Genomic DNA, 13,757 nt, shown 5'->3' on the forward strand with positions numbered 1-13,757 from the left:
ATACAAAATCCAAAATATAAAATTATCAAATCATACCCAGAATCAGCAACGCCTAGAAAACTTTTCAAACATCCTCTATTTGCTCATCACGCGGCCCCTAAATCCCGCAAAATTGGGGGACTTTTAGAGTTTTGTTCCCCCCAAAATTGGCTTGCTCGGGGGGCAAAAGGAGATACTGATAACTGAAATAACTCCTACATTAAATCTGGTGGAGTGTTTTCATCAAAATCATCAAAACCATCATCACTATCGTCATCATCATCATCATCAATTAAGTCATCTTCTAGATCGCTAGGAAAATCAGAATCAAAAGGATCTGGAACAAAATCAGAATCATCTAAAACTGATTCACTATTACTTAGAATTGCAGGAAAATCAGACATACTATCATCTATCAATTGATTTGGCTCTTTAGATATGTCTTGAGAATCTCCAAAATTATTATTCATAGGTGAATTCATAGGTGATAAATTCAGATTACTTTCCAATTCTAATGACCGTGCTGTTTGATCGTCTAAGACCACACTTTGTAAATTATCCTCCTCAATAATATCCACATCCTCATCCCAATTTTGTTCCAAACGACTAATCTCTGCACTCAGAGCATCTTCATAAGCATTAAAACCAGTACCAGCAGGAATCAAACGCCCAATAATCACGTTTTCCTTCAATCCCCTTAACCAATCTGACTTACCTTCAATAGCCGCCTCCGTTAATACCCTTGTAGTCTCTTGGAAACTAGCTGCGGAAATAAAACTATCTGTATTCAAAGAAGCTTTTGTAATTCCTAACAACACTGGCGTATACTGAGCTGTTGCCCCACCAGTAATAGACATAGCCTCATTCACCTGCTCCACTTGTCGTAACTCTATCAACTCTCCAGGCAACATAGTAGTATCACCACCATCATCAATCTTGACCTTAGCAGTCATCTGACGCACAATTACCTCAATATGTTTATCAGAAATATCTATACCCTGAGATTGATAAACCGCCTGCACTTGATCTACCAAAAACTTCTGACAAGCCTCAAAACTCCTCAAACAAGCCTCATAAATGCTTTCATGGTCGCGGTAATAGTTGAAGAAAATTTCCAGAATTTCATGGGGGTTTTGAGGTCCATCTGTGAGTGATTCACCCACATTTACATTTTGTCCATCAGAAACAATCACATTCTGCCCAGGGCCGATGGGATAATCTGTAATTGTTCCGTCAGGCGAAACCACGCTAGCCTCCACACTATCGTCATTAGCCTTAACCTGAGCTTGACCAGGATACTTCACTAAAAGACAAGATTCTTTTGGTTTACGTGCCTCCAATAATTCCTCAATTCGAGGTAAACCCTGAATAATATCCCCAGTCTTAGCCCGCTCAAATACCAACAGTACTAAATTATCCCCTCGTTGTACCAAATCTCCATCCATGGTCAGCAGTATCGCCCCTGCTGAAACACGATAAGGTCGGCCTTGACGTAACATAATTTGATAACTTTCTGCACCATTATCTGCTACTGTTTTCTGAATTTTAGAAACCATACCTGACTGTCGGAGAATTACTCCAGGAGCAATTTCTGTACCAGCAACTAATAAATCCCCTTGAGCTACAGATGGCAAAGTATTAACTGGTATTTTAATTAAGTCAGCATCTCTGACTATCAAAATACGACGAATAGCTTCCGAACCTTCTTTAATACCACGTACCTCACCAGCTTCCTTGGATAAAATTTCCGTGCGAGCAACCACTGCTCCAGCTTCTATTACATCCCGGTCTTTCACCAAAAGTTCGGTACTTGTACTACCATGAGTTGTATCTGCCGTTACATCGCGACGAATTACCAAAGATTCTAAAATCACCAACTGCAAACGCATTACTCCCTCTTCCTTTGGATCTGGTGATAACTCAATATCAGCAGCTAATTGAGGAGCTTCTTCTCCTATCTCCAATACTAACTGAGTTCGTAGTAATTCTACACCTTCTACAGATTTAACTCGTTCCCCATCTTTAAAAGGAATGCGTTGTATTGCCCTTAACTCAATAGAAGAATTAATTGATTTCTGAGAAGGAACGCCAGGATCGTCAGGCACATGGAATTCCGTCACAGGTCGTAATAATAATCCAGGGTTTTCTGGAGTTTCTACATATTCAATATACTTTAACTCAGAAACTGCTAATCCTGGCACCACTTCCTTTCCTGGCATGGCAATCTGACCATTGATTAGACTTAAATCCCCTAATTCTGCTTCATAATCCCCACTATGTAGTTCACCTGGTTTAATTACCACTTCCCTGAGAATGTCATTTTTTTGGTGTACTTCTACAACTCCATTAGACTGACAGAAAATATCCTTAACTATCTCTGTGCCTGCTTCTACATATTGACCATCTTCTACCAATAGCAAAGATATATCTTTATTAATTTCGTGGCATTCTTCAGGAATCCATAACAATGTACCACCTTTTGTCACTTCGTAGCCTTGTTTAGCCTTACCACGCTTGAGAACTTCTACTCCGGCATATTTAATGATGCCACCTGTAGTAGTTTTATAATTGTCTTCTAAAAGTTCAGCAATAACTTCGTGGTTGCCAACCTTACTACCAGGAGTAACTTTCAAAGCAAATCGTTGATGATTTTGAGCTTCAATGATATACTGGTCTCGGTTAGCAATGGTCTCCATCCTAACTTTTGCCTGGTCTAGTCGCACACTTGCAGTAATGACTTCAATTTCACGAGGTAGATGATTTTGTGTGTTCGTATGCACTGCCAGTTGAGTAGGAACGTTATCCATAGTAATGGACTCTCCAGACTCATCCGTTGTTTGCTGTTGAGGTCCTCCACTCAAGATATTTTGATCTTTTTCCGTAGAAGGAATTCGTACCACACCACCATGCTCTGTTACCAACTTAGTCTCAGCAATTACACTATTCAGACTAATTTGGGTAGCATTTTTGACTACTGCTTCTGCACCTGGTGGCAGATTATAAACTTCTCCTGATAAGATCCAGATGAGACCACCTCTTTGAGCAATGCGCGTCGTTGTTCCTTGTCTATCTACTTTTTCTTCCTGCACCAACTTAGCAAATAGAACTTCCCCTGCCAAATCTGAGGCTACTTCTTTTGTAACTTTCTCAGTTGTTTTTCTTACCTGGCCTGCCTTCGGTACTTCTGCTAAAATTTCTCCTGCTGACACTTGTTGGTCATTTTGCACCATCAAAATAGAACCTTGAGCAATGAATATATCTTCTTTACCACCATTAGCTCCTACTATTGTGAGGTCAAAATTATTTTCTGCAATCATGGCTTCATCCCCATGACGAGTCCGGAATGACCTGGTACGCACATTTGATGGATACTTGACTAAACCTGCAAAAGGAGATGTGAACTGACGTGCTACTTCCCCTGTAAATACACCACCAGTGTGGAATGTCCGCATTGTTAATTGAGTACCTGGTTCGCCGATAGACTGGGCAGCAATAATCCCAATAGCTTCTCCCATATCTACTATCTCACCATGAGCTAAACTCCACCCATAGCACTGTTGACAGACAGACCGAGGTGATTCGCAAGTCAAAGGCGATCGCACAAATACTTTTTCTACACCTGCTTTACCTATTGCTTTAGCTAAGTCTTCTGTAAATACTTGATTTCTGACTGCTTGAATGCCACCACTACTAATGATTTCTCCTGTTTCTGGATGTTTAACATCTTCTCCTGCAACTCTACCCAATAACCTGTCTTGTACGGGAATTAACACGCGATCGCCATCTTTCATACTTCTCACTGTTACTCCCCGTTTTGTGCCACAGTCTGCTTCCCTAACTATTACATCCTGAGAAACATCAACTAAACGACGAGTCAAATAACCGGAGTCAGCAGTCCTCAATGCTGTATCAACTAACCCTTTCCGCGCACCATAGGAGGAGATAATATACTCTGTTACAGTTAAACCTTCCCGGAAATTAGTCTTAATTGGCAAGTCAATAATTTCCCCTTGTGGGTCTGCCATCAGACCACGCATTCCCACTAACTGACGCACCTGAGAAATATTACCCCGCGCTCCAGAAAATGCCATCATATAAACTGAATTTAGAGGATCGCTTGCCTTAAAGTTACGAACCACCTCATCTTTAAGATTTTCACTGGTAACATTCCAGGTATCAATTACTTTTTGAAAGCGTTCTACTTCAGTAATTTTTCCTTTCGTATAGCGGTCAGTTGTATCGCGAATTTCTTCTTCTGCCGCATCTAAAAGTTGTCGTTTAGAAGCAGGTATTCGTAAGTCATCAACACTAATAGAAACTCCTGCTTTGGTCGCATAACGAAACCCTAAATCTTTCAGCTTATCTGCCATATGTGCAGTTCTGGCTGTACCATAATTATTAAAAGACCAAGAAATTAGCTTTTTCAGTTGACCCTTATTAATAACTCTATTCCGAAAAATCATGTTATCCTCTACCTTTGTTTATTAGTTTACTAATTTTCTTTACAGCAGTTTTCGAGTCTTGGAGGTACAAAGTTTTATTGTTCTAGGGAACAGGGAACAGGGAACAGGGAACAGGGAACAGGAAATATAAGAATAGTTTTACAACTGTACCTCACGCTTCCTCAAAAGTGCTGTAGATCAAAAACTGTTGTTCAAGGAAAGAGAAAAGAGTAAGTAGTTTTGTTTTCTGCTTCCTTTCTTTTCCTTTTCTTGGTAAGAAACAGCAGTGACTGGTCAGTTTGCTAATGTGCGACCTAGTTTGTGGCACTTTGCACCTGTGTCGTTGACACGGTGAGTTAGTGTTCTTTAGGGTCTCCCCAAGTGGAGCAACTAATACCGTTTCACGGAAGTCAGAAGTCAAAACTCAAAACTCAGAAGTGAAAGTTTATAGACTTAAAGTAATGGTTATACAATAATTTCAGCTTATTCTTTCATATCATAAGTTGCCAACTATGACGTTGCTGATTTGAGGTACGATATCTTGTCCGCATAAGAAGGCAAGCAAAAGACTTTCTCCCTCTACTCCTGTTTCTTTTTCTTTCTTCCCTCCTGACTCCTGACTCCTGACTCCTGACTCCTTTACAAAACACTTTCAATTGTTTGATTGAGAATTATGCGACCAGGTGTTGTTACCACAAACTGTGTCGCTGCTTCTCCATTAATCTCCCGCACCTGGCGAGATTTAATATGAACCTGTTTAATTTTTCCCTGTGGAGTGTAATGAACCCGATACAAGTGATAACGCTTCACTACCTCTCCATCTTCTAGAGTTTTCTCTGACTTCAACTCTCCCAAAGTATCAGGTAATATCTTACTATCCAGTGGCATCCAATAATTTTTAATCGCAACTTCTTCTGACATCTGTTGGATATCGGGTGGCATTTCTTCTGGTTTATCTGTCTCGACTGCCACATCACCAGGCAACCTTAAATACACATAAGTATGTAACCCTAACTTAGACTGTTCATAAGCTAAAATTACATCGTTAAAGCTAGCAAAATATAGTTCTTTTCCACCTTGCTCTCTATGGTTTTCTGCTGTAAGATAATAACAACCTAATACCATATCTTGAGAAGGTGTAATAATCGGACGACCAGTTGCAGGAGACAAAATATTATTCGATGCCAACATCAATAATCTGGCCTCTGCTTGCGACTCTAGAGAAAGTGGCACATGAACCGCCATTTGGTCGCCATCAAAGTCAGCATTAAATGCCGGACAAACTAAAGGATGTAACTGAATTGCACGACCATCTACTAAAATAGGTTCAAAAGCTTGAATACCTAATCTGTGTAAAGTTGGCGCCCGGTTCAACATCACTGGATGACCTTCTATGACTTCCTCCAGCACATCCCAAACATTCGGGTCTCCTCTTTGAATCAGTTTTTTAGCAGCTTTAATATTATTAACTAATCCCTGACGAATTAACCGATGAATGACAAATGGTTGAAACAATTCTATTGCCATTTCTCGTGGTAAACCACACTGATTAATTGCCAATTTCGGTCCGACAACAATTACCGAACGCCCTGAATAATCAACCCGTTTACCTAACAAGTTTTGTCGGAAACGACCTTGTTTTCCTTCGATAATATCACTCAAAGATTTCAGAGGTCTGTTGTTTGCACCCACCACAGTACGACCGCGACGACCATTATCAATTAAAGCATCAACAGCTTCTTGCAACATTCGTTTTTCGTTGCGGATAATAATCTCTGGTGCTAAAATTTCTTGCAGTCTTGCCAAGCGATTATTTCGGTTAATCACTCGTCGATAAAGATCGTTCAAATCACTAGTTGCAAAGCGACCACCATCCAACTGTACCATTGGACGTAAATCGGGTGGAATAACTGGAATTGCATCTAAAACCATCCATTCTGGTCTTGAACCCGTAGCAACAAAATTATCAATTACTCGCAAACGTTTAATTAATTTGGCGCGTTTTTGACCTTTAGAATTAGCAATTTCTTCCCTTAGTTTTTCTGCTTCCTCTTCTAGATTAAGATTTTGTAATAATACTTGTAGAGCTTCAGCACCAATACCAACTTCAACCCCAACTATTGTTGAATCTTCGCTATAAATTTGATCTTCAATTTCTAGCCAAACATCCTCTGTTAAAAGTTGCTGATAACTTAAACTTTCGTGATTCCCTGGATCTAATACCACATAAGCATTAAAGTAAACAATTTGTTCTACATCTCGCAATGGCATATCTAACAAAATTGCCATATAACTCGGAATACCCTTGAGATACCAAACATGAGTAACTGGTGCTGCTAATTTTATATACCCCATGCGGTGACGGCGCACCCGTGACTCAGTTACTTCTACTCCACATCTTTCACAAACAATACCTCGATGTCGGACTCGCTTATACTTTCCACAATGACATTCCCAATCTTTCGCTGGACCAAAGATGCGTTCGCAAAACAACCCATCCATCTCTGGTTTGAGAGTCCGGTAATTAATAGTTTCTGGCTTAGTAACTTCTCCTACTACTGTACCATTTGGCAGAGTTCTTTCTCCCCAGAGACGAATTCTTTCTGGAGAAGCTAGACCAATTTTGACATAATCAAATCTTTGTTCAAGTTTTGGCATTTTTACAATAATAGAGTTAAGACTACAAAATTAACAGGCATTGCATATTAAGCGAATGATTTTGGATTAGGGAATTGAGGAATTGTTAGTAATGATGAGTATTCGGTTTTTTTGAGTCACATTCCAAACCCATTTTTGGCAGTATCATCTTAACAAGGTTAGTAAATTGAAGTAGGTGTCAGGTTATGAGAAAAAATATCATCATAATTAACCTACCACCTAATTTACTTACTAGACATCTCCAAAAATCAAAAATTAAATCAATTATCAAACATAAATTATCAATTCTTTCTCCCTACTCCCTCTTTTCTGGAGATGTCTACTGCTGGTTTTCATCATGAGACAATGACTCATATACTGGACGAGAAGGCGCTCGCTTTCCTAATACATCTGCCATTAAATCAACTTCCACATCCTGAGTAGTACCATCATCCATAGTTTCTACCTTGTGAGCTGCAATATCTAAACATAGAGACTGTAACTCTCGCATTAATACCTTAAAAGATTCAGGAGTACCAGGTCGTGGAATTGCTTTTCCTTTAACAATTGCATTCAAAGCCTCATTCCGACCTTGCATATCATCAGATTTCACAGTTAACAATTCTTGCAAAGTATAAGCAGCACCAAATGCTTCTAAGGCCCATACTTCCATTTCTCCAAAACGCTGACCACCTTGTTGTGCCTTACCACCCAAAGGTTGCTGAGTCACCAGAGAATAAGGCCCTGTGGAACGAGCATGAATCTTATCATCAACTAAGTGAACCAGTTTCAACATATAGGCAATTCCCACAGTCACCGGACGGTCAAACTTTTCTCCAGTTCGTCCATCATAAACACAAATTTTCCCGGCATGACTTTCATTAAATACCCAATCTTTACCAGAACGTTCCCTGGCCAATTCCAACATTCGATGTACTGTTTCCCGTGATTTTTCCGGACCGTGCATCTCATCAAATGGTACACACTTAAACCGCACGCTCAAAACCTCACCTGCCCACCCTAGCAAGCACTCAAAAATCTGTCCCACATTCATCCTCGAAGGTACGCCCAAAGGATTTAACACCACATCTATCGGAGTACCATCGGGTAAATAAGGCATATCTTCGATAGGTAAAATTCGTGAAACAATACCTTTATTTCCATGTCGCCCTGCTACTTTATCTCCTACTTGAATCTTCCGCTTCTGGGCAACATAAACCCTAACCACCATATTTGCTCCAGGTGGCAATTCATCTCCTTTTTCCCTGGTAAATACTCGCACATCAACAATGCGACCTTTTTCACCATTCGGTACTCGGAGAGAATTATCTCGTACATCCCGTGCTTTTTCTCCAAAAATTGCCCGCAACAACTTTTCTTCAGGTGGTTGGTCAGACTCTCCCTTGGGCGTTACTTTTCCTACAAGAATATCTCCAGATTCTACCCAAGCACCAACTCGAATTATCCCTTGCTCATCTAAGTTTCGCAGACCGTCTTCCCCTACATTAGGAATTTCCCTAGTAATTTCTTCAGGTCCTAACTTTGTCTGTCGGGCCTCAATCTCAAACTTTTCAATGTGAATAGATGTATAAACATCGTCATATACTAAACGTTGGCTAATCAGAATTGCATCTTCGTAGTTATAACCTTCCCAAGGCATATAAGCCACCAAAATATTCTGCCCTAAAGCCAACTCAGCACCTTCAGTAGAGGAGCCATCAGCTAATACTTGACCAGCTACTACTTGGTCTCCCTCATATACCAAAGGTCTTTGATTTAAGCAAGTATCTTGGTTAGATCTTTGATATTTACATAATGGGTAATCTGTTTGATTACCTTCTGGATCGACCACAGATATTTTAGTCGAATCTATAAAGCTAACTTCTCCATCTGTGCGGGTAATAACTACCATACCAGAGTCCCTGGCAGCTTGGGCTTCTAAACCTGTTCCAACTAGGGGTCTTTCTGGACGCAACAATGGAACTGCTTGTCGTTGCATATTGGAACCCATCAATGCCCGGTTAGCATCATCATGCTCCAAAAATGGAATTAATGACGTAGCAACTGAAACTACTTGCACTGGGGAAACTGCTACATAGTCTACTTGTTGGGGACTGGTGGTGGTAAAGTCTTGTCGATAACGTACTGGTACAACTTCTCCCAAAATATTACCTTCTGCATCGGTCATAATGTCCCCTGGTGCTACCCGGGAATCATCTTCTGCGTCTGCTGTCATGTATATTGGCTTGCCCTCGCGCAAAACTCGACCATTTTCTACAGGATAATATGGTGTTTCGATGAATCCGTAGCCATTGACTTTAGCATGATTTGCGAGGGAACCAATTAAACCAGCATTTGGCCCTTCTGGTGTCTCAATCGGACAAATTCGCCCGTAATGAGAAGGATGGATATCTCGTACAGCAAATCCAGCTCTTTCTCTAGTTAGTCCTCCAGGTCCTAAAGCTGATATTCGTCGTTTATGAGTCAGCTCTGCCAATGGGTTTGTTTGGTCCATAAATTGGGACAACTGAGAGGAGCCGAAGAATTCTTTGATGGCTGCTACCAATGGTTTCGGGTTAACCAGTGATGCTGGTGTTAATGAGTCGGCCTCAGATACGGTCATCCGCTCTCGGATAATTCGCTCTAAACGGTTTAAACCTACTCTTACTTGGTTTTGTAGGAGTTCCCCTACACTTCTTACTCGTCGGTTTCCTAAATGGTCAATATCATCTGTTTGACCAATGTCGTACTCTAAATTAATTAGATAGTCAACTACGGCTAATATGTCTTCTTTGGTTAATACTCGTACTGTGTCTGGTAAGTTTAACCTGAGCTTTTTATTGAGCTTATATCTTCCTACTTTTCCTAAGTCATACCTTTTTTGGTCAAAGAATCTACTGTGGAGTAGTTGTTCTCCACCCGCAATAGTTGGTGGTTCTCCAGGGCGTAATTTCCGATATAGTTCTAATAGTGCCTCTTCTTCTCCGAATTGTCCTTCTTTTTCGATTGTTTTTTGGAAATAATCAGGATGTCTCAAAGAGTCAAAAATTTCACTGTCCCCTAACCCTAAAGCTTTTAGTAATACTTGAGCTGAAAGTTTACGGGTTTTATCTATTCTGACCCAAACTAGGTCATTTTTATCTGTTTCAAATTTCAGCCATGCACCTCGGTTAGGAATTAAACTGGCATTATATGTGCGTCGTCCACTTTTATCTGTTTCAGACTTGTAATAAACTCCAGGAGAACGAACTATTTGATTAACGATTACCCTTTCAGCTCCATTGATAATAAATGTCCCTCTGTCTGTCATGAGGGGCAGATCGCCAATAAATACTTCTTGTTCTTTAATTTCTCCAGTTTCTTTGTTGATTAAGCGGGTAGGAACATACATTTGCACTGCGTAGGTGCTGTCTCTACGTTTTGCTTCTTCTACAACATATTTTGGTTGTTTTAGTTTGTAGTTTTTGGCAATAAAATGAAGTTCTAATTTACCTGTATAATCTGTAATTGGAGAATAGCTTTCTAGTTCTTCTATTAGGCCATACTCTAGAAACCATCGAAAGCTTGCCCTCTGAATTTCAATCAGATCGGGCATATTGAAAATTGGCAGGTTGCTTTGGGTATTGACCTTTAATTTTTGATGAATCATTCTTGAGTATCCTGGTTGTTTGTCTATAGTTTTTTATGGGATATAAAATTACCCATAAATTTTATTTAAAACTTGAATATCTAATACACTTGTAAATTGAGTTAGTGTAATATTTTTACAGTTTATATACATAGTAGAAGCAACGCTTATTTGCTTAATTAAGTACAATTTCATAACTTTTATTGAGCTTTCTTTTAATTTTTTGCTGTTAAATTTACTCACTAATTAGTATGTATCAGGTCAACAACAAATTTATAGCTAATATCATTTTTATAATTTAGTGACGATGAAGCATTTTTTGCCGAATTGGTATGGTCGTATATTTATAGCATCAAGCCTAATACAAAAAGTTAGTTTTGAGTAATTAGTATTAGTAATAAAGTTTTAATGAAAGCAAGTTAAATGATAAGTTTCTTGAAGATATCATAATTATTTGGTGCAGTTGCTAGAGAATTATACTTTATTAATAACTATTTTTTTCAGAGCATCTCCTAATTCAATAGCTTATGCTATTTATCAAAATAGTTTGGTCCCACCACCCCACCTTGACTGGCTAAATATTTTTGGAGCCTTGTTTAAACCCCCGTTACAAAAATAACTTCTGACTTCTGACTGCTGACTTCTGACTTTGTCAAGTGCCACATATTCCACTTTACTCTCAAACTTACTTTCAGCATGACCAACAAATAAGTTCTCAAGCCTTCCCTTTTAAGGGGATGAAAAAGCGGTCGCTCTTCGGAGCGCACCCGTTGGGTGGGATGGCGATCTTCGGAGCGGCTCTGCAAGAGCGGGTCTCCTCGCCATATCCAATCGACCAAGACAGCGGTCGCTCTTCGGAGCGCACCCGTTGGGTGGAATGGCGATCTTCGGAGCGGCTCTGATCGGAGCGGGTCCCCGTTCCCTCCGGTACGCTTTCCGTTAGGAAAGCTTTGCGGTAGCAAACGTCATATCCAATCGACCAAGACAGCGGTCGTTTTGCTGGCGCATAACTACAGTTAACGGCTGTCGCCGACATGTTTGCCGAGCATGACCTAGGAAAAAGTGGAGCTTCCCGAAGGATGGGATGGCGATCTTCGGAGCGTCTCCGATCAGAGTGGGCCTCCTTGCCATATCCAATCGACTAAGAAAAAATAAAGTTCAATATTTTAAGCCTCTGACTTCAGGCAGAGGTACTGATAACTGAAATGACTTTTGGCCATTAAATATCGAGCTATTAATTTATTTGTTTGAATTTTAATGATGAAATCTAAGTATAATAGCCTTTAGGAATTTTTGCTGTCAATAGATAATCCAAATAGTCTGCAAGCATTTTCGCTAGTTTGTAATGCTAAACTTTCTAGCGTCACACCTCTGAGTTCAGCTACTTTTTCAGCAACGTATTTAACATAAGCAGGTTCGTTTCGTTTGCCCCGCTTTGGAACTGGTGCTAGGAATGGACAATCAGTTTCTACTAACAGTCGATCGTCATCTACTATTTTAGCTGACTCTTGAATTTGGGTAGCTTTTTTAAAGGTGACAGTTCCACTAAAGCTAATATAAAATCCTAAGTCTATAAATATCTTAGTTTCTTCTGGAGTACCTCCCCAACAATGCATTACTCCTCTGACAGGTCCTTGATTTGTTTGGAAATCATCGATAATCTCGGCCATTGAGTGAGCAGCATCACGACAATGGATAATTAACGGTTTGTTGAGTTTTTTAGCGATGGTTAACTGTTGTCTAAAAACAAATTTTTGTTGTTCTTTATTATCTGCTTTGTAAAAATCTAATCCTGTCTCGCCGATGGCCACTACTTGAGGATCGGATGTAGCTAACTCTTCAATTTGAGTAGCCGTTGCAGAGGTCCACTTATGAGCATCTAAAGGGTGTAGGCCAACTGCATAGGACAGTTCTGGAAAACGATCTGCTATTGATTTAATAGCATTGAATTCCTGTGGTTCAACACAAGAGTGGACAAGGTGTACAATTCCTGCTTGTTGCCAACGTTGGCGTATATCTTCCAGGTCAGAATTGAATACGTCAAAGTTTATATGAACGTGAGTATCAATTAACTGCATTTGTGGCTCTCCGGGTCTTTCAGTTATCAGTTATCAGTTATCAGTACCTCCTTTTATAAGAAGGCTTGACATTAGGAATATTCTCTTTTCTTTTTGTCGATTTGTAGCGCTATATTGTAGGTTAGTACAGGTATATTGACCACAATAATATACAATGTCATTAATAGATAACTTTGACTACTTTAAACTTTATTTTACTTAAGGCAGCTATTGAAAAAAAATGAAGTCGGGTACTAAATTTAAGTTATTACTAGTTTTAGCAACTTTACCGACTTCTCAGCAATTTGATCTTTTTTAAGAAGCTAGAGAATCATTAGTTTCCGAAGACTCTGGCTGCTTACTGTCAATCTGTAGGTGTCTTTTGTAAAATCTCACTAACCTGGACTTTTTGCGAGAACCATTATTTTTGTGTAAAACGCCACATTTTACAGCTTTATCAATTTTACTGTAAGCTTTTGACATTCGCAGATTAACTTCTTGCTTTAATTCCTCTGTAGGATTAGCAGCATAGTTTTCAACAGCAATGAAATATTTTTTCATCAGGGTTCTCACTGCTGATTTGTAGCTTTTGTTGCGTAAACGATTGCGTTCAGCAATCTGGATTCGCTTGATAGCAGACTTAATATTGGCCATAGTTAACTTTTCTTTAAGATCCAGAATGGTTTAACGAAGTCAGAAGTCAGAAGTCAGAAGTTACTTTTTTTTTAAACGAGGATTTAAGCCCCGCTCCAATATTTAGCCTTAAAAGGCGGGGTTTTCAACCCAATTATTTTGATAAATTAACCTTATCCCGACGGCTCCTTTAAGATAGAATGTGGGATTCCTAATACTTACGACTTAGGTTTCTGCTTCCTCCTATTATTTGCTGTGGAGGAGCTGCGTTCACATAGGAGTTCCCTATGGAATTCTCCGCAAACGCTTTTCATGTTGCAAAACGATTACAGCACCTGCCTCCGAGGCTTTTTCCTCTTTCCGGCCTTACGGTAACTCTAC

At 39.7% G+C, this 13,757-nt stretch carries 7 protein-coding genes; 1 reads left to right on the top strand and 6 read right to left on the bottom strand.

Features of this window, described 5'->3' with window-relative positions:
• Positions 1 to 186: hypothetical protein (locus AC3DU7_RS02135; protein WP_488037720.1), on the top strand; the 186-nt coding region annotated here is incomplete at its 5' end.
• Between the two features lie 8 nt (positions 187 to 194).
• Here AC3DU7_RS02135 and AC3DU7_RS02140 read toward each other — a convergent pair.
• The 6 genes from AC3DU7_RS02140 to rpsT form a co-directional block, all read right to left on the bottom strand.
• The gene (locus AC3DU7_RS02140; protein WP_488037721.1) at positions 195 to 4,442 is read right to left on the bottom strand and encodes a DNA-directed RNA polymerase subunit beta'; all 4,248 of its coding nucleotides are present in this window, start codon (positions 4,440 to 4,442) and stop codon (positions 195 to 197) included.
• Positions 4,443 to 5,060: 618 nt separating this feature from the next.
• Entirely contained in the window at positions 5,061 to 7,079 is a 2,019-nt protein-coding gene (locus AC3DU7_RS02145; RefSeq protein ID WP_488037722.1) for a DNA-directed RNA polymerase subunit gamma, read from the bottom strand.
• Positions 7,080 to 7,398: 319 nt separating this feature from the next.
• Positions 7,399 to 10,707, bottom strand: coding sequence for a DNA-directed RNA polymerase subunit beta (gene rpoB / locus AC3DU7_RS02150; protein WP_488037723.1), 3,309 nt, complete (start codon positions 10,705 to 10,707; stop codon positions 7,399 to 7,401).
• A 575-nt stretch (positions 10,708 to 11,282) separates the two neighbouring features.
• Positions 11,283 to 11,492: a hypothetical protein gene (locus tag AC3DU7_RS02155; protein ID WP_488037724.1), complete on the bottom strand. Its 210-nt coding sequence runs from the start codon at positions 11,490 to 11,492 to the stop codon at positions 11,283 to 11,285.
• Between the two features lie 477 nt (positions 11,493 to 11,969).
• Positions 11,970 to 12,764 (bottom strand): TatD family hydrolase, encoded by a 795-nt coding sequence (locus tag AC3DU7_RS02160; RefSeq protein ID WP_488037725.1) that lies wholly within the window; start codon positions 12,762 to 12,764, stop codon positions 11,970 to 11,972.
• Between the two features lie 294 nt (positions 12,765 to 13,058).
• A complete protein-coding gene (rpsT, locus tag AC3DU7_RS02165) occupies positions 13,059 to 13,397 on the bottom strand; it encodes a 30S ribosomal protein S20 (protein ID WP_488037726.1) in 339 nt (112 codons plus the stop codon).
• Positions 13,398 to 13,757 lie beyond the last annotated feature (360 nt).

It is taken from the genome of Okeania sp. (assembly GCF_983059655.1).